This is a genomic window from Bacillus oleivorans (assembly GCF_900207585.1).
GTDB lineage: Bacteria > Bacillota > Bacilli > Bacillales > JC228 > Bacillus_BF > Bacillus_BF oleivorans.
In genome coordinates, this window is record NZ_OAOP01000015.1 from 13,748 (window position 1) to 38,504 (window position 24,757).

23 protein-coding genes, 2 tRNA genes and 1 pseudogene are annotated in these 24,757 nt (G+C 39.6%); 2 read left to right on the plus strand and 24 right to left on the minus strand.

Annotation, left to right across the window (positions count from 1 at the left end; all coding sequences use genetic code 11):
* Window positions 1-91: 91 nt before the first annotated feature.
* The 3 genes from CRO56_RS21805 to spoIIE all read right to left on the minus strand — a co-directional run bounded on the left by CRO56_RS21805 (window position 92) and on the right by spoIIE (window position 4,365).
* Window positions 92-1,087, minus strand: a complete 996-nt coding sequence (locus CRO56_RS21805) for a protein kinase domain-containing protein (RefSeq protein WP_342745908.1) — start codon at window positions 1,085-1,087, stop codon at window positions 92-94.
* Entirely contained in the window at window positions 1,059-1,802 is a 744-nt protein-coding gene (locus CRO56_RS21810; RefSeq protein ID WP_097160752.1) for a VWA domain-containing protein, read from the minus strand. Before CRO56_RS21810 ends, CRO56_RS21805 begins: the two co-directional genes overlap by 29 nt.
* 91 nt (window positions 1,803-1,893) lie before the next feature.
* Entirely contained in the window at window positions 1,894-4,365 is a 2,472-nt protein-coding gene (gene spoIIE, locus CRO56_RS21815; protein WP_097160753.1) for a stage II sporulation protein E, read from the minus strand.
* Between the two features lie 347 nt (window positions 4,366-4,712).
* On the opposite strand from spoIIE, the gene CRO56_RS21820 reads away from it, so the two are divergent.
* Window positions 4,713-4,786 (plus strand) — tRNA-Met (locus CRO56_RS21820).
* Between the two features lie 102 nt (window positions 4,787-4,888).
* Window positions 4,889-4,960: transfer RNA gene (locus CRO56_RS21825), tRNA-Glu, on the plus strand.
* A gap of 198 nt (window positions 4,961-5,158) precedes the next feature.
* Here CRO56_RS21825 and CRO56_RS21830 read toward each other — a convergent pair.
* From CRO56_RS21830 to yabG, 21 genes and pseudogenes are all read right to left on the minus strand, one after another.
* A complete protein-coding gene (locus CRO56_RS21830; protein ID WP_097160754.1) occupies window positions 5,159-5,590 on the minus strand; it encodes a S1 domain-containing RNA-binding protein in 432 nt (143 codons plus the stop codon).
* A gap of 74 nt (window positions 5,591-5,664) precedes the next feature.
* Complete coding sequence (locus tag CRO56_RS21835; protein ID WP_097160755.1) at window positions 5,665-6,057, minus strand: FtsB family cell division protein; 393 nt, start codon at window positions 6,055-6,057, stop codon at window positions 5,665-5,667.
* A gap of 139 nt (window positions 6,058-6,196) precedes the next feature.
* On the minus strand, window positions 6,197-6,832 hold the full coding sequence (gene yabQ, locus CRO56_RS21840) for a spore cortex biosynthesis protein YabQ (protein ID WP_097160756.1): 636 nt from the start codon (window positions 6,830-6,832) through the stop codon (window positions 6,197-6,199).
* Window positions 6,829-7,071, minus strand: coding sequence for a sporulation protein YabP (gene yabP / locus CRO56_RS21845; RefSeq protein WP_097160790.1), 243 nt, complete (start codon window positions 7,069-7,071; stop codon window positions 6,829-6,831). Before yabP ends, yabQ begins: the two co-directional genes overlap by 4 nt.
* A 172-nt stretch (window positions 7,072-7,243) precedes the next feature.
* On the minus strand, window positions 7,244-7,507 hold the full coding sequence (locus CRO56_RS21850) for an RNA-binding S4 domain-containing protein (protein WP_097160757.1): 264 nt from the start codon (window positions 7,505-7,507) through the stop codon (window positions 7,244-7,246).
* A 25-nt stretch (window positions 7,508-7,532) separates the two neighbouring features.
* Window positions 7,533-9,014, minus strand: coding sequence for a bifunctional methyltransferase/pyrophosphohydrolase YabN (gene yabN / locus CRO56_RS21855; RefSeq protein ID WP_097160758.1), 1,482 nt, complete (start codon window positions 9,012-9,014; stop codon window positions 7,533-7,535).
* An 11-nt stretch (window positions 9,015-9,025) separates the two neighbouring features.
* Window positions 9,026-10,588, minus strand: a complete 1,563-nt coding sequence (locus CRO56_RS21860) for a putative polysaccharide biosynthesis protein (protein WP_097160759.1) — start codon at window positions 10,586-10,588, stop codon at window positions 9,026-9,028.
* Window positions 10,589-10,723: 135 nt separating this feature from the next.
* The gene (gene spoVT / locus CRO56_RS21865) at window positions 10,724-11,260 is read right to left on the minus strand and encodes a stage V sporulation protein T (RefSeq protein ID WP_097160760.1); all 537 of its coding nucleotides are present in this window, start codon (window positions 11,258-11,260) and stop codon (window positions 10,724-10,726) included.
* Between the two features lie 324 nt (window positions 11,261-11,584).
* Entirely contained in the window at window positions 11,585-15,118 is a 3,534-nt protein-coding gene (mfd, locus tag CRO56_RS21870; RefSeq protein WP_097160761.1) for a transcription-repair coupling factor, read from the minus strand.
* Window positions 15,119-15,201: 83 nt separating this feature from the next.
* Window positions 15,202-15,432: an anti-sigma-F factor Fin gene (gene fin, locus CRO56_RS21875; RefSeq protein ID WP_097160762.1), complete on the minus strand. Its 231-nt coding sequence runs from the start codon at window positions 15,430-15,432 to the stop codon at window positions 15,202-15,204.
* 108 nt (window positions 15,433-15,540) lie between these two features.
* Entirely contained in the window at window positions 15,541-16,098 is a 558-nt protein-coding gene (gene pth / locus CRO56_RS21880; protein WP_097160763.1) for an aminoacyl-tRNA hydrolase, read from the minus strand.
* Window positions 16,099-16,249: 151 nt separating this feature from the next.
* Window positions 16,250-16,897, minus strand: a complete 648-nt coding sequence (locus CRO56_RS21885; protein ID WP_097160764.1) for a 50S ribosomal protein L25/general stress protein Ctc — start codon at window positions 16,895-16,897, stop codon at window positions 16,250-16,252.
* Window positions 16,898-16,994: 97 nt separating this feature from the next.
* Window positions 16,995-17,948, minus strand: a complete 954-nt coding sequence (locus CRO56_RS21890) for a ribose-phosphate diphosphokinase (protein ID WP_097160765.1) — start codon at window positions 17,946-17,948, stop codon at window positions 16,995-16,997.
* A gap of 21 nt (window positions 17,949-17,969) precedes the next feature.
* On the minus strand, window positions 17,970-19,343 hold the full coding sequence (gene glmU / locus CRO56_RS21895) for a bifunctional UDP-N-acetylglucosamine diphosphorylase/glucosamine-1-phosphate N-acetyltransferase GlmU (protein WP_097160766.1): 1,374 nt from the start codon (window positions 19,341-19,343) through the stop codon (window positions 17,970-17,972).
* Window positions 19,344-19,644: 301 nt separating this feature from the next.
* Window positions 19,645-19,938: a septation regulator SpoVG gene (gene spoVG / locus CRO56_RS21900; protein ID WP_097160767.1), complete on the minus strand. Its 294-nt coding sequence runs from the start codon at window positions 19,936-19,938 to the stop codon at window positions 19,645-19,647.
* 147 nt (window positions 19,939-20,085) lie between these two features.
* Complete coding sequence (ridA, locus tag CRO56_RS21905) at window positions 20,086-20,463, minus strand: 2-iminobutanoate/2-iminopropanoate deaminase (protein WP_097160768.1); 378 nt, start codon at window positions 20,461-20,463, stop codon at window positions 20,086-20,088.
* Between the two features lie 27 nt (window positions 20,464-20,490).
* Window positions 20,491-21,300 carry a pur operon repressor gene (gene purR / locus CRO56_RS21910; RefSeq protein ID WP_097160791.1) on the minus strand — a complete coding sequence of 270 codons (810 nt, stop codon included), beginning with the start codon at window positions 21,298-21,300 and terminating at the stop codon, window positions 20,491-20,493.
* A gap of 93 nt (window positions 21,301-21,393) precedes the next feature.
* Window positions 21,394-22,263 carry a 4-(cytidine 5'-diphospho)-2-C-methyl-D-erythritol kinase gene (gene ispE / locus CRO56_RS21915; protein ID WP_097160769.1) on the minus strand — a complete coding sequence of 290 codons (870 nt, stop codon included), beginning with the start codon at window positions 22,261-22,263 and terminating at the stop codon, window positions 21,394-21,396.
* 310 nt (window positions 22,264-22,573) lie between these two features.
* A complete protein-coding gene (locus tag CRO56_RS21920; RefSeq protein ID WP_097160770.1) occupies window positions 22,574-22,753 on the minus strand; it encodes a small, acid-soluble spore protein, alpha/beta type in 180 nt (59 codons plus the stop codon).
* Between the two features lie 446 nt (window positions 22,754-23,199).
* Window positions 23,200-23,470 (minus strand): annotated as a pseudogene (gene veg, locus CRO56_RS21925) (biofilm formation stimulator Veg).
* A 323-nt stretch (window positions 23,471-23,793) separates the two neighbouring features.
* The gene (gene yabG, locus CRO56_RS21930) at window positions 23,794-24,690 is read right to left on the minus strand and encodes a sporulation peptidase YabG (RefSeq protein WP_097160771.1); all 897 of its coding nucleotides are present in this window, start codon (window positions 24,688-24,690) and stop codon (window positions 23,794-23,796) included.
* Window positions 24,691-24,757 lie beyond the last annotated feature (67 nt).

Sequence of the window (24,757 nt, forward strand, 5' to 3'; positions counted from 1 at the left end):
AATATCGTACCATTCCCTTTCCGGAAGGGCAAAAGATAGCCTGTTTTTTTATCCATTTTTCACAAATTGTTCAAAAGATGCCTGTTGAAATCTACCCGCCCATTATTTCATAGACAAGGTATAAGGTATAAAAAGCCGCTACAACTGCCACAAGCAATACGGTTTCAAGAAAAGATCCCACTTTGCGTTTTTTTCTTTTTTGATAACGTGAAGGGGGTGAGTTTTGAGCTGCGTTAGCTGGATTATTTAAGATGCCAGCTGTATTTGCCGCGACAGAGATTTGTTTTTGGGATTTACAGGTAAGCAGTGCTTTCCTCATCTCTAAGGCTGATTGGAATTCCCCTTTAATTGCTTTTACCAGAATAGCTTCAAACGGTCTTAATTCCTTTATACCTTCTATCTTCTTCTTAATTATACTTAATGAGCCTCCTTTTTTCTCAAAACGTCCTCCATAATAGACAGTAAGGATGACCATCACAACTGCAAAAAGATCGTAACTCGGCTCTGCCTTTCTAGAACCAAGGCCCCAATAGCCCCGATCATAGAATTCCGTAAATTCCTTAATTGATCTGCCGATTTGAGTGGTGCCGCCCACATCGACACATCTGATTCTTGGCGGAGGTCCTGACACCATTAAATTTTCAGGCTTCAAATCCCCGAACACCCAGCCTAACTGATGGAGTTCATGAAGATCGTTAAGGAGCTGGATAATGAGCACCATAATCCACGAGGAACCCCGCTCCTGAATAAAGCCAATCATATCTTTTCCTTTTATATATTCCATCGTGTAAAAAGGGATGGAAATACCTCTCACTTCCCAATCGTCGACATCGTACAAAGAAGGTCCGAGGGTAGACCCTTGGACCTTCGCTAATGCTTTCAATACATTTACTTCTGAGGCTACTATCGATGTTTCCGTGCTTAATTTAATAGCTACTGCTAAATGTCCGCTTGTTTCAGCAAGGTAGACGGTTCCGTTTGCACCGAAACCCAGTTCCTTTTTTATTCTATATGTTTCTTGATGCCACTTTCCTTGAATGACCGTACCAGGAGGAAGCTTAAACGGACTCTTCATAGTAGGATTCATCGTCATTTCTCCCTAATAATCCTTTTAAGCTTGAACGTTTTGGTTTAAATTGTTGAATAGCTTCCCTAATCGCAGGTCCTGTTGGTGTTATGCCTCCAACCGATAGCTTGGAAAATACACTTGTTAATGATTCGAGCTTAGGCGTCCAATCCAACAATTTTTCGACATCATTCCTTTTCCCGGGAAATACATAAAGTGAAAATAAGTTATTTCCCATCCGTGCGTTTAGGCTTAAAGATAGGTCCAGCAATGCTTCTTTAACGGTTGGCAGTTTGTGTTTCATACTTGCAGACGTATCGACAAGAATCAACACTTCAAGGTCTACTGTTTCTCCAAGCTCGTCCACAACCTCCATAACTTCTCCTCTTTTTTCAGGCGGCAAACTTTCTAAAGTTTGCGAACGGCCTAAAATCTGCTGTAATTCTTTATTAACAACTCCCTGAATCGTTTGTGTCATCGCTTTTCTCGTTACCATCTGAACCGTTTGCGATAAGCTTTGAGAATATACAACCTGACTGACTCCTCCGCCTGAAAGAGCAATTTCCTCAATCTCCTTCATTCCGGATTCATCAATGACATCATTCTCCATAACACCAATGACATTTACTGTTATACCCTCTTCATTAGCTAAAGCAGCCATAGCAATCGGGTCTTCTCCATGATTGGAGCAACCGTCGGTTATCAGCAAAATTTGCTTTAAAGTACCTGGTTTCATCGTTCTCCCTCCAACAAATTGTTGTTACCATCTTCGACCGATTGAAGGAGAAATATACGTAAACCCTGTCAAATCACCCCTTAAGAACTAGTTATAAAGCTTTCCTTTTTGTTATATTCAGTGGTATTGCTGCCCACTTTGGCGTATTATGCTGAAGCTTTGCTACAATGATGGTCATGTCATCCTTGATCTCACCTGTTCCTGAACGTATAACCTCCTCCATAATTAAATCGGCAATTTCTTGCGGCTCATCGGTTTGCAGTTCCTTCAATTTTCGTTTCATCCATAATTCATAGTTCTCCACGTGACGAGGACCTTCAAATACCCCGTCACTCATCATCACTAACAAGTCGCCAGCTTTAAGCTGTTCTGAAACCACGTCAACCTCGAATTCTTGAATAATACCAATCGGAAGGTTACTGGCCTGAATCTTTTTCACTTGGTTTCCTCTTTTTATAAAACTAGGGGTTGAACCGATTTTTAAAAACCTTGAACTTGCATCCTGGAGATCAATGATAGCCAGATCAAGCGTTGAAAAAATTTCATCTGTTGTCCGCAGCGATAAGATAGAGTTCACCGATTTAATTGCAACTTTTTCTTCTATTCCGGAAAGAAGAATCTTTCTTAACAGCTGAAGCGTTTCATTACTTTCATGGTGAGCCCGTTCTCCATTCCCCATCCCGTCACTAATAGCAATCGCGTATTTGCCCATTCCTAGCTCAATGGTAGAATAACTGTCGCCTGAAACGAGTCCCCCATCTTTTGCGGCATGGGCAACTCCTACAGAAACCGTAAATCTTTTCGACGATCGGAAGATTACATGTATATCTCCTCCTAAGAATAGCTGCTCTTTTTGCTGAACCACAATATTCTCTCCGCAAATATCGGAGAGGAGAGGGGCAATGAGTTTTTCACATTCACCGTTTGCATAGTTGCTTGGAACCGTCATTTCAATATCTACATTCCCTTGTGTAAGACTGAAAATCTCGACTTGGCTAACATCAAGTCCGAATGATTGAAGGGCATCTAAAATTTGCTCTTCTTGTGCTTCGTGATTTTCTCTTTCCCGCTGAATTTCCCTCGCAAAATTCCCCATTACCTCGGAAACACCCTGCAGCTGATTCGCCACAAGCTTCCGGCTCTCTTTCACCTGTCTTTTTAGCTTTTGATTAGCCTGATAAAAGCTTAATTCATGTCTGATAGCTTCAATAACCTGATTAGACCGGGTACAGTGCTTGGACCAATCTCGTTTTACTTTTTGCGAAAGTTGTCCATCATTGTTTTCTAAATCCTGCATAATTTTACTCATGCCATCATAGGTTGTATTAAAGTTCTTGGCCCAGCAATAATCTTTTTTAAAGCAGGTTTGACACGTTTTTTCCGTAACATTACTTAAAAAATAATCAAGCTCTTTATTCTCATCCTCCTCATCTCCGATTTCGTTTTGTTGAAAACTATGGGACAATGCCTCAAACACAGCCGAAAATTGGTTTACTCTTTTAGCGGTCACATCCCTTACTTTTCTCATATAAAGCTGCTGTTCATGAGCGTACTCAGTCGTCCCTGGAATATATTTTGCAATCCGGCTCGTTAATACCTTTGGCGTTAAGAAAAACAACACGATCGCTGCAAAGGATTCATACAAACTTTTTACAAGGGTTCCTTCCCCTTGACCGTACATTCCAATTAGTAGGGTTGAAATAAAGAGACCTATGGCGACGCCCGGTTTCTTTCCTTCCTTCAGTAACCCTCCTAACAAACCTGAAAATGCGAGGAGACTCATATGAAAGAAACTGGAGATGTTGGCAAGGCTGAAAATTAATCCCGTTACGACACCCACGGTCGACCCGACAGTTGCTCCGGCTACAAAGGCAAAGATTAATACCAGATACCGGGACATAACATGTTCAATAGAAACTCCATACAAAGTCCATCCGATTGTTCCTGTCATAACTGACGCCAGCAGAATAATGAGACATACAATTTCTTCGGTTTTTAATGCCTGTTTTCGCTTTTTAACCGCGAGAAGCGGAATACTTTGAAGGAAAATTAACGTTAAGATAAAGGCTAAACAGCCTTCGACCGAACCCATCATAATATCGTACAAGGAGATAAAACCATTGTTAATAAAGGCCGCTGTTATTTTACCTATTAAAGTAAAAGTAAAGATCGCTAACGGTAAAGATCGGTATGGATTCCTTTTTCCTTGCTTTGTTATTTTGAAAAATAGGAGAAAGGCAAGAGAGAGGAGAAAGGAATGAGCTGTATGCCCAAATGAAATTGTAATGGCGCCACTCACCACTCCTATTAAAGCAATCGGAGCATGCTGCTTTTTCAGCATTAATACGGCAGCAAAGAATGGCAAACTAAATGGCGTCAGCTGGGATAAAATAAACGCTCTTCCTAATAAGAAGCCAATAATAAAAATAAGAAGACCCTTTTGAATAAATAAAACTTCGCTTTTCTTTAGGAGAAATTCCATACCTTTTGAGAATCTGGCCCTCGTCTGATTCATGTTGATGTTCTGAACAGGTTCTACTAAATTACGTTCCGCCTTTTCCATTTTCTCAACACTCCTTCTTCGTTTATCGTTCTGTTCATTATAAAAGGGACAAGTCTCAAAGTTTGTCAAAATGACAGAATGACTCCAAAGAATCGTTCGACCTTTTTCATTAAAAACACAGATAAGTGGACAAGGGATCTTAAAAATTGGACTCTCTTTTTATCCTGTTTATTGATAAAGGTAAGAGAGTTACTTACAGGGACGGCTTGAACTGCATGGAAATTCGGGCTTTTTGGGTACTCGCGGCAGTCGGACATATTTCGAAGTCTATTTAATTTTGTGACAAATTTTTTTGGGGTTGACAGTATTGCTTTCTCTCAGTAAGATAAGTCTTGTGTGATTTTTTTGGCGGCGTAGCTCAGCTGGCTAGAGCGTACGGTTCATACCCGTGAGGTCGGGGGTTCGATCCCCTCCGCCGCTATATAGAAAAGCGAAAGGGCCTACGCCCTGCAGCTAGACAAAGAAAAGCGGAAGGGCCTTACTCTTCAGCAAACAAAGGAAAATTGAACACGTCCTATTATCTGGCCCGTTGGTCAAGCGGTTAAGACACCGCCCTTTCACGGCGGTAACACGGGTTCGAATCCCGTACGGGTCACTACGCAAAACCCCCATGCAATCGATGCATGGGGGTTTTATTGTGTTTATTAGCTCTGTAGTTCAATCTCTAGAGGCAAAACTATATCGTTACAAAAAGACAATAAAAAAGACTTAAAGCTCAGTTTCCTGGGCTTAAGTCTTTGTTCCGCACCTTAATATAACACAAACATCCTAATATATGTTATGAGACAGCAAGTTACCCTCTTCTAGCACCTCTTCCGCCACGTTTGGATTCTGTGTGGCGTTTTAAAGAAGACAATCGATCTTCACTATCCTTTAAAAAGCGAGCCATTTTTTGTTCAAAGTTTTCCGTTCTGGCCCGATCATTTTTTGGTCTATCATTTCTTGGACGGTCATTTCCGCGTGGTCGTCCTCCGCGTGGCGGTGCCGGACGGTCAATCGCCTTTTTAATGGAAAGGCCGATTTTTCCATCCTTTTCAACGTTGATAACTTTTACCGTTACCTCGTCATCTACTTTTAGGTGTTCATTGATGTCTTTCACATAGTTGTCGGCAACCTCACTTATATGGACAAGACCTGTAGAGCCATCCGGCAACTCTACAAATGCTCCAAAGTGAGTAATGCCTGTTACCTTACCTTGTAACTTGCTGCCTACTTCAATTGACATAAAAAAGTGTTTCCTCCTTAAAGATTTAAAAGATCACAGTTATAATATATTATATAAAAATCGAGAAATAAGTGTCAATTAGAGCCACTTTCTTCTTCCTCTGGCAGATCGAAAATAATCTCATTGTCGTCTGAAAGGTAATAATATTTTCTAGCGAGCTGGCCCAAATATTCATCATCATTCAGCTTTTGAATTTGTTCCTCGAGAATCGTTTGATCCTCTTGCATTTTCTCTAATTGGGCTTCTAGTTTTTGCAATTCCTTCTGTTTTTGCTCAACGGCGGAGGCTTGTGAGAAAATGGAAGATATCAGATAGCCCGTTAGCACACAGGCGAAAATAAAAAATACCGTTAGTCTTCTCACTAAATATTTTTTCTTTTTCGCGTTTTGTTGAGATACCACTGCACGTTCTTGTACATATTGTTCATGAATTGTAGTAACCTTCTTCTTTTTCAAATCGGCCCCCATTTCCTCACCTCCTAAAATAAATCTCTTAAAGTAATAATCAATTATAGTGTACGTCCATAACACCCAAAGAGCAAGGGTTGACTCTTATATTTATATAAAAATTTAACCATATAGAAACGAATGACTGCCGCTTGCTTGTCTACTTTTTGCGTTTGTCCTTCACCTTTTTTATATAGTGAAGTATAGTATTCTTACTTTTTTTCAAAAATCCTGCCACTTTGGCATAAATCTTTTCGACGGATTTTGTTGCCTTTTTCGGAAGTAATCCCCATAAAGAGACAAAGATCCACTTAATTGGCAACAGTACCACCTTTAAAATCCATAATAGGAGGGATCCAATCCGCTTGGCAAGGGTCAAAAGACCTTTTCCGACAAAAACCACGACAGAGATCAAGAAAATAATAAGGGACTTGATTGGCTGAAAGATTAGATGGGTAAAAGCTTTGACCAACAGTCTCCAAAGATGAACAACTAATTGTATCATGCTTTCAAGCAGCCTGTTATATATTTTTTTCATAAGGCTTTGGTAGGCAGCGAAACCGCATAGGATCGCAAGGAACAAATAAAATCTCAGCTCACCGTGATTAACGATAAATAGGACATAAAAAATAAGGAGCGTCTGGACAATCCAAAAAAGAAGATCGTTCATAAAGACGATCCACCTTTTTCTTTTACCCCGTTTTAAAAAGCGATTATACGTATCCAATGCGATCCCAAAGCAGCTGCCCATCCCGATCATGGCCAGCAGCGTGTAAAATTGGGTAGAGAGCGTCATTTGAACAACTTGCTAAAGAACCCTTTAGCCTTATCCCCAGACTGCTGATCTATATATTCTAGGTCAAAGACCTTTCCTTTAATCGATACAATACCCTTATCTACATCTAAGTTTTTCATTTGAAGATTTTGCCCGCGAATGGAGAGAAACCCCATTGATGTTTCTAATAGAAATTCTTCATTATCAAAGCTTTCTACTTGTTTAACCCCTGTAATATCTAGTACTCTTCTGCCTCTCATTATCACTTCATGGTCTGGTTGAGAGGAATTTTTAATTGATTGATCAAAATTTTGGCTCACTCTACTCCCTCACTTTCAAAAGGATGATTACCTTTGTAGGCACTTGTCCACATGGTTTTGTTACTATATGTATGTGGACCTTAAAGGGAATAGAACAAGCCATTCTATTTTCTTATTCTTCGTTTAACCGTTTTTCAGAGATAACCGTATATAACTGATCTGCCTCTTCTTTTCTAGCGTTTTCTTTGATTTCATTTACTTGAACCGTTACTAGTTTTTGCCCAAAGCGAATGGAAAGTTCATCGCCTACCTTCACAACTGTGCTGGCTTTTGCTTCATTTCCGTTGATGGAAATCCGCCCTTGTTCTGCCACTTCTTTGGCCAACGTTCTTCTTTTTATAAGTCGTGAAACTTTTAAAAATTTATCTAACCTCAAAACTATTTCCTCCTCATCAATCGATTTAATACCCTTGCTTTTCTATTCTTTTCGCCTCGTCCCAAAATGCATCGAGCTCGTCCAACGTAAAGTCCTTAAATGATTTTCCAGATTGCTTGACTCTTTCTTCAATATGCCGGAACCTCTTTATGAATTTTTCATTGGTCATTCGCAACGCATCTTCGGGATGGATTTTTGATAGCCTCGCTACATTAATACTGGCAAATAATAAGTCTCCTATTTCTTTAGCCAATTTGCTGCGATCGATTTGTGGCGCGTTCAATTCTGTTTCTATTTCCGCTATTTCTTCTTTTACTTTCTCAAGGGCTGGTCCCGCTTCTTCCCAATCAAACCCTGCTTTGCCTGCTTCCTTCTGCAGCTCGTACGCTTTTAATAGGCTAGGCAGGCTTTTCTCAATCCGATTTAATATCGATGTTTCCCGCTCCTCTTGATTCTTTTCCCCGGCCTTAATATCCTGCCAGTTCGATATCACTTCATCGACGCTCTTAACGTTCTTTTCCCCAAAAACATGAGGATGACGTCTAACCATTTTACTGCTGATCGAGGCGATAACGTCGCGTATGGTAAAATGCCCCTCATCCTCACCGATTTGTGCATGAAGCAGAACTTGCAGGAGCACATCACCAAGCTCCTCAATCATCCCATCCACATCTTCTTCATCGATTGCATCTAACAGTTCGTAAGCCTCTTCAATTAAATAAGGTTTTAATGTGATATGAGTTTGCTTTTGGTCCCATGGACAGCCTCCTGGTCCTCTAAGAGCTGCGATAATTCTTTTGAATGTAGCAAACTGATTATATAAAAGCTCTTCATTTTGAACAGGCGGTACGTAGAGGCTGGTTAAATTATGAAAAATTGGTTCATGATCTAATTCAAATAGAGGAACAGTTCGAACTTCTTCCTTTTCCATACCCGCATAAGCAACGACCTGGACCCGATAATCATGCGGTAAAAGCTCTAATAAAGTAAGCTTCACATGAGAAGCCACAAATACATCATAAACCTGGCCGATGATCTGGTGTTTCCTTAAATCAATTTCATCTCCTTGCAGAGTTGCCGCGTCTAACAATTGAAAACCATCAATCGGATCGACCTGAATTGCCTGAAACATGGCATCTAAAAAGCTTTGTCCGCCTTTAATCTCAACCTGAATTCCTTTTTGTTTCTGCCCAGCTAATAACAGCTCCACTGTTTTTTCTGCTACAAGAGGATGACCTGGCACACAATAGAGAACTTCGTGGGTTTCGGCTTCTTTAAAAAGTTCTGTGACAATTTCTTCATAAACCGAATCAAACTGATCATGTTTTTCATAAATGGCATCAAAGCTTGTATAGGTGAAACCTTCTTTTTCTAACTCCTGTACAACAGGATGTTCTTTTGTTCTTAAGAAAATATGTTTAGCCTGTTTTAGTAGTTTATAGATTCCTAAGGGCAGCTGGTTGAGATCGCCTGCTCCCAATCCCGCTACTATTATTTTCCCATTCATACACATACTCCTTATTTACGCAAAGTAAAAAGTTTAAAAAATCCTTTCCCTTTTGGAAATGCATGCAGCTCTTCTTTTGAGAACACCTCCAGCTGCATTAATAACCATAGATACACGGCAGCCCCTGCAATACTTGAGATAATTGCCTGAAAAGCAGAATTTGCCCGATAGCTGTCGGAAAACCAGTCGGCAGATTGCATAATGATGAGCGAGATTAAAACTGTTGCGGCCATTCCGGCTAAGGCGGTTCCTATTTTTTTAATAAAGGCAGAAGATGCCTTTAGTTTATATCCTTTAACTGATAGTAAACGAATTATTCCCACTGTAAGCAAAATCAGAATAGATACCGTACTGATGGCTGCACCTAACGTTCCAAATAGTGGAATGAACAAAAAGTTTAAAATGACTTTTCCTAAAAACACACTGATACTAAGCCAAATTAAAGGGCGATGTATGCCTAATCCTTGCATAATCGCAAATCCGGTGATACTGATTGAACCAAGAACAACTGAAGCTGAAAGAACCGTTAATACGTCAGTTCCTTCTGCGGTTTGAAAAAGCATTTCATTGAGTGGTTCCATTATTAAAGCATATCCAACTGTTGCGGCCATGCCAACAACAACACTCACCTTTACGGAGAGCTGAATATATTTTTTAATTTCGTTATGTTTTTTTTCTGATTGCAATTTAGCAAGACCCGGTACAAGCGCCAGGGAAAAGGAAGTTGCCAAAACGACGCCAAGCTGAATTAAAGGCTGCCCCCTGTCATAAATTCCTTTTAATTCCTTTGAACGGAACGGACTTTCCCCTCCAGCCAATAAAAGCTGATAAAGCTGCAATGAGTCTGCAAGCTGTAAAAAAATAAAAAGCAATGTATTTAATGAAAAAATAATACCTAGTCCAATAAACGATTTCATGAAGCTCCAGTCAATCCGCAATCCAGCCCACCTAATCCAATTTTTCCAAGGAGAATAAATCGCCAAAATAAATAATGCCATGATTCCCCCTGTGATGGAACCAAATACCGCGGCATTCCCTACCTCATAAAGATCACGATGAGCTTTTGTTAAAAGTAAGGCCCCAATTAAAATCGTAGCCACTCTGACTAATTGCTCACCAATCAATGATAAAGCCGTTGGAACCATGTTTCCCTTCCCCTGGAACAGACCTCTTTGCATCGAAATAAAAGGGAATAGCAGGAATAAATAAGCTAATGTCTGAAAGAGAGGAGCTAACTCTTGATCCTTTATCCAATTGGCTAAAAGCGGCGATCCATAATATAAAATCAAAAATCCTGATAACCCAATTACGCATAATCCTAAGAATATACTAATAAAATCCTCTTTCTTTCTGGTCCCTTCCGCATAAAGCTTCGATATAGCCATTGGAAATCCAAACATCATAAATGCTACAATCAGCCCATAAAAGGGATATACTTGCTGGTATATATAAAAACCGCGGTCCCCAACCATATTTTGAAAAGGGACACGATAACCGGCACTTAAAATTTTTGTGATAATGCCAGCCACAGAAAGGATGAACGCACCCTTTACCCACGGATTCATTCTCGACATAAAAATCTCCTACTCAATTCGACTCATGTTATTTGATTATAGCACAGAGCCCGATAATCAAAACCCAAGAACTGAAGATACGGAGGATATTAAAAAAGAAAGAGAGGCAGCGCATTCCGCTGCCTCCTCTTATGATTATTGTTCCATTTGTCTTGCTAAAAACCCAGCTGCTGTTTCTACAGCTTTTTGCTCGACTTCTCCTACTGTACCGTCTTTTGAGAAAATAATAACTGCACCTATTGGGTCGCCATTGGCTACAATAGGTCCAACTGTATAAGAGTTAAGTGTTTCTTCATGGCCATCAACTAAAGATACTTCACTTTGTGTTGTTACAAGAACGGAACTTCTTTCATCCATAATTTTTTCGACCATTTCACTGATGTTTTTATTCATGTATTCCTTCTTTGATCCCCCTGCAACGGCAATGACCATATCACGGTCACATATAATAACAGGGTTTCCTAAGCTATCAAACAAGGCTTCAGCATATTCTTTAGCAAAATCACTCAACTCACTAATTGGAGAATATTTCTTTAAAATAACTTCACCGTCACGATCTACGAAAATCTCCAGCGGATCTCCTTCTCTAATTCTTAGAGTTCTGCGAATTTCTTTTGGAATGACAACTCGTCCTAAATCATCAATACGTCGAACGATACCAGTTGCTTTCATCTTATGCTGCCTCACTTTCATCTGTTGGATAAGTTGGTAAGAAATGATTTAACTTACTTCAATTTCTTTTCCTATTTGCCCTTAGTATTTTTCATATGGAAAGTTCTATACATTTCACAACATTTTTTTCTCTACTTTAAAAACTTTGGAATAGACGGTACAGCTATCCAATTCTAGTAGAGTAACCTAAAACAGCGGTTTAAAGCTGCTTTTGGCCAAGCCGGATTCCATAATTATGAAATGTAACAATTATTTACCCATTTTTCTAATCAGTAAACATTGTTTAATTACATGTATGTTACACTTTTATTTCAATTTCCATTTTTACGAAACATAATTCTCTTGCTTAAGGGCATCTGACATTCCAATGATGACTTTTTCAAGCAGCGCAAACCAATCTTTCGTTTCCTGGCCATGAAGATACAAAACAACTTTTAATTGATTTCCTTCCATTCCGAGTCCTACTTTCCTTCCAAGCGAGCTTGTCATTAAGAATAGTTTTTCTCCATTAATTAGCTGACTTCCCTGCTCAGACACAAGAATAGTAATTGAATCCTTCACTTGCTTAATAGATTCCAGCTGAATCAATCCCGCCCGAACCTTTATTTCGGAAATGGTAAAGAGCCTTTCAACCTCCATTGGATAGTCGCCAAACCGGTCCACCATTTCTTCTCTTAATTCTTCAATCTCCTCAAAGGTTGAAAGATTGCGGAATCTTTTATACATCTCGATCTTCTGCTTCCCATCCGTAATATAAGCATCCGGAATATAGGCATCAATCTCTAGATCAATCTCAACTGTTCTTTTTTCCTGTTTTGTATGATCACGGCCTTTTCTTTCCTCTATTGCTTCTCTTAACATATCCGAGTAAAGGTCAAATCCGACTGAATCAATAAAGCCATGCTGTTGTGCTCCTAATAAATTTCCTGCTCCGCGGATAGATAAATCGCGCATTGCAATTTTAAAACCAGAGCCTAGTTCAGTAAACTCCTTTATCGCTTGCAGACGTTTTTCCGCTACCTCCGTTAATACCTTATCGCGCCGATAGGTAAAATAAGCATAGGCTACCCGATTTGTTCGGCCTACCCGTCCTCTTAGCTGGTAAAGCTGTGACAGACCCATTTTATCAGCATCGTGAACGATCAAGGTGTTCACATTTGGAATATCAACCCCTGTTTCAATAATGGTTGTGCTGACCAATACATCTGCCTCTCCTTCAATGAAACTCAAAATGACAGACTCTAATTCACTTTCCGCCATTTTTCCGTGGGCATAAACAACCCTTGCCTCAGGGACTAGCATTGATATTTCTTCAGCCTTTCTTTCAATATCCTCCACCCGATTATAAAGGAAATAAACCTGTCCATCACGTGCCAATTCTCTTTCAATCGCTTCTCTTACAAGGGATCCGTTATACTCCATCACGTAGGTTTGTACTGGAAAACGATTCTCAGGCGGTGTTTCAATAACAGATAGGTCTCTTACCCCTAACATAGACATGTGTAATGTTCTTGGAATCGGTGTTGCTGTTAAGGTTAAAACATCAATATTAGCTTTGAGCTGCTTAATTTTTTCTTTATGCGTCACGCCAAAACGCTGCTCTTCATCAATAATGAGCAGACCGAGGTCATGATATTGAATATCCTTTGAAAGGATTCGATGAGTCCCAACGACTACATCAATTGTGCCGTTTTTAAGGCCCTTAATCGTTTCTTGCTGTTGCTTTTTAGTACGAAAACGGCTCATTAATCCGACTTGAATCGGGAAATCCTGAAATCTCTCTCGCATCGTTTCATAATGCTGCTGGGCCAGGATTGTAGTAGGCACTAAAAAGGCTACTTGCTTCCCATCCATTACAGCTTTAAAGGCAGCCCGGATCGCAACTTCAGTTTTTCCATAGCCTACGTCTCCACAGAGCAGGCGTTCCATCGGCCGCTCTTTTTCCATATCTCTTTTGATTTCATGGATGGATCTTAGCTGATCTTCGGTTTCCTGATAAACAAATGTAGCTTCAAATTCCCGCTGGAGATCACTGTCTGGCGAAAAAGCATACCCTTTTGAAGCTTCCCGCTCTGCATAGAGCTTAATTAAGTCATCAGCAATATCCTGAACGGAGGATTGAACTTTCTTCTTTACCCGTTTCCATTCGCTTCCGCCTAGTTTATAGACTTTCGGTTCTTTGCCTTCTGAACCGACATATTTTTGGACTAAATCAATTTGTTCTATTGGAACGTAAAGTTTGTCATCCCCTTGGTACCTTACATGGAGATAATCTTTATGAATCCCATTAATTTCAAGAGTTTCAATGCCTAAGTACTTCCCAATCCCATGGTTAACATGAACCACATAGTCACCTGGTTTTAATTCAGAATAGTTCTTAATCCGTTCTGCATTGGAAAGCTTTTGTCTTCTACTGGTTTTTCTTGCTTTCTTTTGAAAGAGCTCTTCTTCGGTAATAACGGCGAGCTTCAGCATTGGAAGCTCAAAGCCGCTTTGAAGCGGAACATAAGCTACTTGAGTTTTCCCCTTGAGTAAAGCAGATGTATCTTCTAAAAGCAGACTTTCGATTTCATAATCCTCAAGTACCCTCTCTAGCTTTTTTACCCTGTCATGGGTAGATCCAGTAAAAAGAACGGTAAACCCGCTCTTTTCCCACCTGGCGAGTTCCTGCTTTAGTAAATTCATTTGCCCATGAAACTGCTGCATCGGCTTACAAGAAAAACTTATAATATTTTGCGGACTAAAGTTTGGAACCTGTTTTAAAAACAGCGATAAAAATAGAAGCGGAAAACGAGTCCCTTTCAAAGTTCCATCCAATGAATGAGAAAAGGATATGTCATGAATCATTTGCCCTTCAGAAAGCAAACTAGTGTACCATTCTATTTCTTCTTTTTCTAATGTTTGATTCGTCTCCACGATCCGGTTGTACTCATCTACAAAAACAACAGAATCTACAGGTGCATAATCTAGTAAACTTGCAGGATCTTCATAGGCAAGCGATAGATAACGGTACGTATATTCATCCTTTCTCTGGAGAATCCGCTCTTTTTCAACCTGAATAAATTCAACTAATTTTTTCTTTACCGTATCATCTTTTAGCTTCTGGAGACTTCTAGCTCTTCCAGCTTCGAGTCCTTTTGCCATCCGCTCTATATGAACATCATCTAATAAGGATTCCTGAACAGGACCGACAATAATAGAATCTAATTTTTGTTTGGAACGCTGATCATCAATAGAAAAGGTACGAATGGAGTCTACTTCAGTATCAAAAAATTCAATCCGTATCGGGTCCTCTTCTGTTAGCGTATACAAATCTAAGATTCCGCCACGCAAGCTAAATTCACCCGGTGATTGCACCATCTCAGTCCGGGTATACCCCATTTGAATAAGAGTTTGCAGTAATTGTTCCAAATCGACATCTTCCCCGATTTGAAAGGAAAGCTGATAGCTTTCCCAAATAGTTCGGGGCGGCAGTAATCTTCTTAATCCTGCAATCGGAACAATCAGAACACGAGCATTTCCTCTCGCCAATTGGTTTAATGTTTCAATTCTCTGGGCCTTAAGCTCTGGGCTAGCCGCGCTAAAGTCTGCAACAATTAAATCGTTAGCAGGATATAAATACACAAACTCCTCTGGCAGCAGAGAGCTTATATCATCGTATAGCTTTTGTGCTTGTAAAAGATTGTAGGTTACTATAATTAAAGGCCGCTTTGTATGTTCGTGAACAGCTGTCATTAAAATCGCCCTAGATGAACCAGACAAACCGGTCACTAACTGTTCTTCTAGCCCTTCGTGAATGCCTTCTATAATCGATCCTACATCATCTTGTTCTAGAAAGTGCTGAAGCAATCCTTTCAATACTTGCCCCTCCCAAAAAACTTCAAATCAATAGTTTTAAAGTAAATAGAAAAATGCTTTGGAGGTAAAGTCCAAAGCTTTCTTTATTGAATAATGAAATCTGAATAGTATAAATCTGGGTTTCTTTGCAGTGCTTCTTGGCAATCCTCACAAATACTTTTAATATGAATATCGCCAGTAGGTGAATATTCAATCATTTCTTGCCGCTCTTCTTCTGTTAATTTATGAAACCCTAATCTCTCTGTATGCAAAGAAACTTGATCCAAAGAGCCAATTTTTGTGCCGCAATGCTTGCAATGATAATGGAGTGACATAAGTTTCCCTCCTGATGCATTTTTTTTTAGTATTTACGTCGTGAAGGGAAATTATTCACAAATTTTAACATGACCATATTCAATTCGTCCGCATGATGCAGAACCCTTTTAATTATATTCATTCATTACCTGCAAAAACGGCTTGGTTAACCATGCCTCGCACGCATTGGCCGAAGTCTTCACTGCTTCAGCCATCATTTCCTGTTCATCCTTCGTAAATTTGCCTAATACATATTGAGGAACAGGAATTCCTGCCGCCGGACGATTGATTCCAATCCGAATCCTGTTAAATTCAGTCGTACCTAAATGCTGAATTGTCGATTTGAGGCCATTGTGTCCTCCAGCACTACCTTTTTGTCTAAGGCGGATTTTTCCGACTGGGAGATCTAAATCATCATATAAAACGACAATATCAGAAGGTTCGATTTTATAAAAATGGCTGACTTCACCGATGGATTCCCCTGAAAGATTCATATACGTTAATGGTTTTAACAGGATGAAAGATTCACCATTGTACGAACCCTTTCCCAGGATTCCTTTATGTTTTTGAATCGTTAAAGGAGTTTGTAGCTGCTCTGATAATTGGTCTATCACTTCAAATCCTATATTATGTCTAGTTTTATCATATTGTGAACCTGGGTTCCCTAACCCAACGATTAATTTCATCCTACTCACCTCTATTTACATTCCATCAAACTGATTCTACCAAATTATACGAAAAGATGCATAAATCAATTGAGATGACAAAGCAGGTCAGAACATTCATGAACACTCCAGAATTAACTGAAGAAGGCGTAACCCACTGGCTACGCCTTTGTTATTCTTCATTTGTGTCGGGTTCTGTTTCACGACCCTCTTCTTTTTCTGGAGTTCCCTCAGCCTGCTCTTCACCGGAATTAATTTCTTCCTCTTGCTTAGGAGGGAGAATCGAAGCAATAACTAATGAATCATCGTGCTTGATCTCATAAATAGCGCCTTTTCCTTTTAAATCGGCGACTGTAACCGTATCTCCGACCTGGAGACTCGTAATATCCACTTCGATTGCGGAAGGAATATCTTTCGGTTTCGCCTTAATGGAAAGCTCATGGGTTGCCTGCTGCAAGACGCCGCCATCCTTGACACCTGCCGCTTCTCCGACCAGTACAACCTGAACTTCCACTTCAATATCAGAGGACATATCGACTGAAAAAAAATCGGCATGAATGATTTCATTTTTTAAGAAATCATGCTGGTAATCTGTTAATATGACATCGGTTTTATTTCCATTAATGTTTAATGAAATGATCCCATTTCTTCCCGCTTCTCTAATTGTTTTCAAGAAGTCCTTTTCTCGTACAGAAATTGGCATACTTTCGCTTTTCCGCCCATAGACAACAGCCGGAATTTTCCCTTCTTGTCTAAGCCCTGTTAACACTGAATGGCGTGACTTTTCCCTTTTCTCAGCTTCTAGAGTATAAGTTGCCATCTCCTTTAACCCCTTCCTTTGTTAGATCAAAACTTTAGAAGTCAAACTCTCTCTATAGTTTTTTCCCTAAACAGGACGGGCTAAACATAGTTCGTGTTTAAAAGAGGGTTGAAACGGATTGTTTCTCATACACCCGGATAATCGCTTCCCCAATGAGAGGAGCCACAGATAGCTGAACGACCTTATCAATTTTCTTTTCCTCAGGAAGTTCAATCGTATTCGTAACCACTAATTCTTTAATTTTTGAGTTCTCAATTCGTTCAATAGCCGGTCCGGAAAGAACTGGATGCGAACAGCATGCATACACTTCCTTCGCCCCATTTTCTATTAATGCATTCGCTGCTAAAGTGATCGTCCCTGCTGTATCAATGATATCGTCAATGATGATGGCGATTTTCCCGTCAATATTCCCGACAATATTCATAACTTCAGCTACATTTGGACGGGGACGGCGTTTATCGATGATTGCAATTGGTGCCTTTAATAACTCAGCCATTTTTCTCGCTCTCGTAACGCCTCCATGGTCAGGTGATACGACAACAACCTCATCATTCCACTCTTTCCCTTTGAAATACTCAGAAATAATAGGTACTCCCATTAAGTGGTCTATTGGAATATCAAAGAAACCTTGAATTTGTGGGGCATGTAAATCTAAAGCAATGACTCTCGTAGCTCCTGCTGTTTCTAAAAGATTTGCCACAAGCTTTGCTGTGATTGGCTCACGGGCACGTGCTTTCCGATCTTGCCGTGCATACCCATAATAAGGCATCACAATATTTATAGTTTGGGCAGACGCTCTTTTTAGGGCATCAATCATGATGAGAAGCTCCATCATATTTTGGTTGACAGGAGCACTTGTAGACTGAATCACAAACACATCACAGCCACGAATACTTTCCTCAATGTTAATTTGGATTTCTCCATCACTAAAAGTAGAAACAGAGCTTTTGCTGAGCTCAATACCGATTACTTTAGCGATTTCTTCAGCTAATCCCCGGTTCGAATTAAGCGAAAACAGCTTTAAATTTGTATTTACATATGAGTTGGACATGGGAGAACCTCCAGAAAATTTTTATTCATTATTCATGTTCAGCTTCGACACGTAGTTTTCTTTATTGACTTGTCTTGCACGGGCAATAGACAGGGCATCGCCTGGAACATCATCAGTGATGGTTGATCCGGCTGCAATATATGCCCCTTTGCCAATGGTAACTGGTGCGACAAGATTTGAGTTACAGCCTACAAAAACATGATCGTCAATTTTTGTTAAGTACTTTCTTTTGCCGTCATAATTAACTGTAATGGAACCGCAGCCAAGATTAACATCTTTGCCTACTTCAGCATCACCAATATAGCTTAAATGTGAAGCCTTGCTTCCTTCTCCAAATACAGTCTTTTTAATCTCAACGAAATTACCAACTTTCACCTTATCATGGATCATAGACTCTGGACGAATATGAGCAAACGGCCCAATTTGCACTTCATTTCCTACTTCACTTTCCGATAAGACAGATTGGCGTATATGATTACGGTCTCCCACTTTACAATTTGTTATTTCTGTATGCGGACCAATGATACAATCCTCACCGACCTGCGTGTTTCCTCTTAAAATCGAACCTGGCTGAATCACAGTATCCTGACCGATTTTAACGGTTGCATCAATATACGTATTAGCAGGATCAATAATGGATACACCATTTAACATATGAGTTCGATTAATTCTCTCTCTCATAATAGCTTCTGCTTGGCTTAAAGCGACCCGGTCATTAACTCCCATTGTTTCGTTAAAATCTTCAGTTTGATAGGCCGATACTTTATGACCTTCTTGTTTTAAAATCTCGATACAATCAGGCAGGTAATACTCACCTTGAGCATTATCATTGGAAACTTGGCTTAGTGCATGAAAAAGAAGGGCATTGTCAAAGCAATAGGTCCCTGTGTTAATTTCTTGTACAGTTCTTTCGTCCTCTGTTGCATCTTTATGCTCAACTATTTTTTTAACGCTGCCATCTTGATTTCTTAGGACCCTTCCATAACCTGCGGGGTCATCCGCTTTTGCGGTTAATACCGTCACAGCAGCATTTTCTTCTTCATGCTGCTTCATAAGAGCTTGAAGGGTTTCGGAAGTCAGCAGCGGTGTGTCACCGCATAAAACAATCGTGGTCCCTTGCTTTCCGGCTAATTCTCCCTGTGCTTGCATAACGGCATGTCCGGTTCCCAGCTGTTCTTCCTGTAAGATGTAATTCGTTACATCTCCCACCTGTGCCTTTACTTCTTCGGCTCCATAGCCAATGATTGTATAAATAGACTGCACCTGAAGCTTGGATACTTCATCAATCACATGCTGTACCATCGCTTTTCCGCAGACTGGATGCAACACTTTATAAACTTTTGATTTCATTCTTGTTCCTTTACCGGCAGCAAGAATGATTGCAAAACGGTCCATACTATGCCTCCAATTATTGTCTAATTTTCAAACCTTTCATCAATAGAATGGCCGGTTATTAAATTTAGAAATTTAACATAAGAATAGTGATATTTTTTATATCGAACTTTTTGTCAAATTGAATATATCTTAAAAACCCTAGATTTTCAAGGAAAGTCCCGAAAGTACAAATAATTGCCATGATTAGACTATTGTATGTGAGGAATTTTGTCTATGGTCGGCAATGCGAAGGAATTTTTTGGAGGAAATAAAAAGAGCCATACTTTAGAAGTAGGCCCTTGTTGTATTTTGTTTCTCATTTTTAAGAAGCTCCAGCTTCTTCATACTCGACATCTTCCACTTCTCCTAAACGGTGGTATTCCGCTAGTACGGCTTCCTGAATTTTACCTCTAGTGCCTGAGTTAATAGGATGTGCAATGTCGCGGAATTCTCCATCTGGAGTTCGCTTGCTTGGCATTGCAACAAACAAGCCGTTGTTCCCGTCAATAACACGAATGTCATGGACAACAAATTCGTTGTCTAATGTAATCGAAGCAATCGCTCTCATACGTCCATCAGTATTGACGCGTCTTAATCTTACGTCAGTAACTTCCACCCTGTTCACCACCTTTTCCCCTGGATAAATCTAGTACTAAATATTCTGCAAAATTATTTAATTTCCTTCTTTATTTATAAAAATTTTTGAAAAAATTTAGCACAAATTTTAAAAACAGGAAAAATAAGGGGCTTTTAGCTTATATTTTTACTTTTTAATTAGAGCCACTACTTCAATTTCTACTAAAGCATCTTTCGGCAGGCGGGCTACTTCCACACAAGACCTGGCTGGCTTATGATTTGAAAAATATTGGCCATACACTTCATTAACACTTGCAAATTCATCCATATTTTTAATAAAAACAGTTGCCTTTACAACCGTTTCAAGTGAAGCACCTGCTGCTTCTAAAACAGCTTTTAAATTTGCAAATACTTGATGAGTTTGTTCTACTATTCCGCCTTCTGCCATCGTGCCTGCAGGTGTCAATGGAATTTGGCCAGAGCTATAAAACATATTATTCACAACGATCCCCTGTGAATATGGTCCGATGGCTGCAGGCGCCTGATTAGTTGAAACTATTTTCATCTAAGTTACCCCTTTCAAAATAAATAACTATAAAGTTCCTTTTGTTACTTCAATTTTTCTTTCTTTAATATCTACTTTAGACAGCTTTACAATAGAATGATAGTGATCCACTAAGCGTTCCTCAGAATGTTCGGCTTCAACCAATACCCCAATCCCCGCAACACGGGCTTTAAATTCATCAAGTAAGCTCATCATGCCGTTAATCGTTCCGCCAGCTTTCATAAAGTCATCAACAATTAACACATTGCTTCCTTCTTGCAGACTGCGTTTCGATAAAGCCATTGTTTGGATCCGTTTTGTCGAGCCTGAAACATAGTTAATACTTACCGTTGGTCCCTCTGTTACTTTACTGTCTCTTCTCACTATGACAACGGGTACATTTAACTCACTCGCTGTAGCATAAGCTAATGGTATTCCCTTTGTCGCAACAGTCATTACTACATCTACCTTTTCATTGACAAACTTTGCAGCAAATAATTTGCCAACCACTTTTACAATTTCGGGATTGCCGACAATATCGGCCATGTATAGATAACCTCCCGGGAGTAACCGGTCTGGCTGCGAAAGTTGTCCGCACAGCAATTGGATGAATGAATCTCTTTCTTCCTCAGAAATGGCCGGGAAGTATTGAACCCCTCCAGCTGCACCAGCAACCGTTTTAAGGGTTCCAAACCCACGCTGTTCAAATGTCTCTTTAATAATAGCGACATCCTCGCTGACTGAGGATTTAGCTGCCTCATAACGGTCTGCAAATAAAGTTAAAGGCACAATTTGACAAGGATGCTGTAATAGAAAATGTGTCATATCTATGAGACGCTCACTTCGTCGAAACTTCACAGTCTTCACTCCCATCGTTAATGCTCTCCAATTTCAGTGGTTTAAGCATTAAAAACCGAATAATTTAAAGCTATTTTGCCATATTGTACGGATTTAGGCAAGGTCTGAAGATTCTCCGATGATTCTAACAGCGTACACCTGATCACAAAAGCCCCTTAAGGCATTATAAATACGGTGAAGTCGTGATTCATACTGAACTAATCCAAATACAGTCGGACCACTTCCGCTCATTAAGACTGCATCAGCACCGAATTTTATCATATGCTTTTTAATTGCCGTTACCTCTGGATGCAATTGCAGGGTAACATTTTCAAGAACATTGCCCAGATTGCTGCATAATTTCTTATAATCATTTGATTTTAATGCTTCAATCATAGCTGCCGTATTCGGGTGGGAAATTTCATTGAGATTCAATCTTTTATACACATCAGCTGTAGAAACTCCGATCGTTGGCTTCGCTAAGATTACCCAACAATGAGGCGGTGATGGAAGTGGTGTGATGATCTCACCTCTGCCTTTAGCTAAAGCCGTCCCACCATACACACAAAACGAGACATCTGAACCAATCTCAGCCCCAAGTGCAGCTAATTCATAATTCGATAATCCAAGCTTCCACATCGTATTAAGCCCACGCAGAACTGCTGCTGCATCGCTGGAGCCCCCTGCAAGTCCAGCCGCAACTGGAATATTCTTTTCTAAAGAAATAGATACACCTTGTTTTATGCCAAACCGTTCTTTGATTAATTTCGCAGCCTGAAAAGCAAGATTTCGATCATCATCCGGGACAAATCGATATTGTGAAAGAAGTTTAATCTGATTATCGTTTAACTCTTCGATTTCGAGCCTGTCAGCCAAGTCAATAGTTGTCATTACCATTTCAACCTCATGATAACCGTCACTCCGTTTATATAAAACGTCCAGGGATAAATTAATTTTGGCAGGTGCTTTTAGTAAATACTTCATATGTACATCGACCCCAAACCAGTTTCCTTGTTTCTGTACGTTAAGAATCCGTTAGGCCGTATCCTCCTAAAGTGTAATTGGTTATCCGGGAAATGCCTATCCAATAATAGGATCCGACTTTGTCCCCAGTTTCTTATCGTATTTTACCACATTTACCCTATACTATAGAGTTTTCTTTCCAAACTAACAAGATTGTCTATAAAAAGCAAATGATCATAATTGTATTAATATAACATAAAGTTCAGCAAATAAAGAAAAACGCGGGGATCTCTCCCCGCGCTGTCACAGCTGTTATCAAAAATGAAATCTATTATTTTCTGTCTTGCGTGAGTTGTTGTTCAGCAAGCTCGATGGCCCTTTTCACCATGTTACCTGCATCGCGGGCCCGAATTCCACCCCAGCCTTCTTTTTGAACGACATCATAGAATCCAAGCTCTTTGGCTAACTCCTCTTTAAAGTGATCTGACATGATACCTCGTCTTCTTGCCATGATCGCTTCCCCCTTTGGTAACCGTATATCTGTGAAAATAACAGCCAGTGACATTCCTTATTTTGTACAAGTTCAACAAAATGACTACTTCTAAAATAAGGGAGGCTTTTTTTTGATACATAAAATCAATTAGCTTAGCCGATTAACTTAGATTGGTCCAAAATTAATTTAAAAAGCAAGATTAACCCGTAGAAACCCGATTTTGACTCATAGGAAAGGATTTTGACCTGTAGAAACCTTCTTGACCGATAGATCCTCCGGCTAACCCCTATGTATTAATAATTACCGTTAACCCTCATCCTCAAAAACAGGATCTAATTTTTCTGGCATCCAAGTCATTCCTATCGGAATATCCTAAATTTGTTAGACGATTTCGTATAGTTTTTTCGACATTTCCTTTTAAATTCTTCAGGCAAAAAATAAAAAAGCAGCAAACCTACAAAGGTTTACTGCTGTCCTAATGCTAAGCTCCCATTTTGATCTTCATCAAAAGTAAGCTGTACGGTTTGTGTTAGGATATCTGCATAGCTGTAAGATACACGCTCAAAAGCATTTTCATCTTGGTCTAATTCGACAACAAAGACGGATGGATACGTTTCTGCTAAGACGCCTGAGCGCTCAATCGTTTTTCTGCGACCTCCATTGGCTTTAAGCAACAACCGTTTTCCTAATTGGGAATCTAAATTCTTTTTTTATATCCGCTAAAGTTTTTGGCATTTCCGTCCACCTCGCTCAATTTATTATAACAAAGGGGAGGATATAAGTCAAATAAATTTTAAATTATAACAACACACAAAATCATTTGTCAACGTTTTTATGTCTACAAATCCTCCTTTATTTCTACATTTTTTAGGATAAACCATTTCCTTCCTAAATATGTATATAATTAATGATATTTTTTTCGCGTTTGCGTAATTCGCTTTCAGAAATGCAGTATCCTATATATTAATCGATTCATTCCCGCTTAAAACTTTTCTTCCCGCATGTGGAAGTACTCTTTTGTTTAAGAAAAAAGCCACGCTCCAGGACGTGGCTTTTTCTTACCAAACCTCTTCATCTTCTCCATCTAATTTGGGATTATAAGGGGCTCCTGTTCTTAACAGGCCTTTGGTTTCAATTCCGCCAAGTCCTTTTTCACCCGTTATTGTATTCCTGAGGACATCCCAAACATGTACTCGATCGTCAAAAGGAGTGAAACTGATTTTAGCGACGATATAAACAGGGTCTAACGCGTGGATATTAACTCTTGCTGGAGAGCTTGCAAAGTTTGATCCAGCCTGAATAAGTGATTCAAAATGAGACTGACAGGCACCTGCAAAGATCACTAATTGATCTAAACTCGGTACCTTTCTTCTTGCATTTTGGACTGTCTTTACAAAATATCTGGAATGTCTGTATGCATTTAAGTCAGATTTTTTCCCTTTTGATTTAGAATAAGAATCATGACCGGTAAGCACAAGAATATCAGGTCTGTATTCATCTAACAATGCAGCAATTCGGTTAGGCATTTCTTTTTCTGTACAATGAACCCCATAGACAGGCACACCTATTTTTTCATAAACGGCCATGCATTTTTGCAGGTAGGATGGATCTCCATCAATATGCAGCACCCTTCCGGGGATTTGAAAATAGCTCGCTGTTGTATCATAGCCGTTTGTTGCATGATACTCTTGTCTTTCCTTTAAAAGCTCTACGTCCTGACGAAAGAGCTGTAACGAGTAATTTTCTAACGATCTAAATTGACGTTCAAACCGTTTTTGCTCGCTTTCAGTAATCAACACCAAATCCTCTAATGGTGCATCAGCAATTAGACGTAATTCCTGACCTTTTAGTATGGCCCATTTCTTCCCGTCCATTTCAATTATTTCTAAAATTTGAAACAAAATATCACAATGATATGATTTCCGACCAACAATGTCGTTTCTTTTTATTGTCACCTTATTTCACTCCAAGCCCTTGGCGCTTAAAAAATTTCTCTTACTTAGGCTATGCAGCCAAAATCAA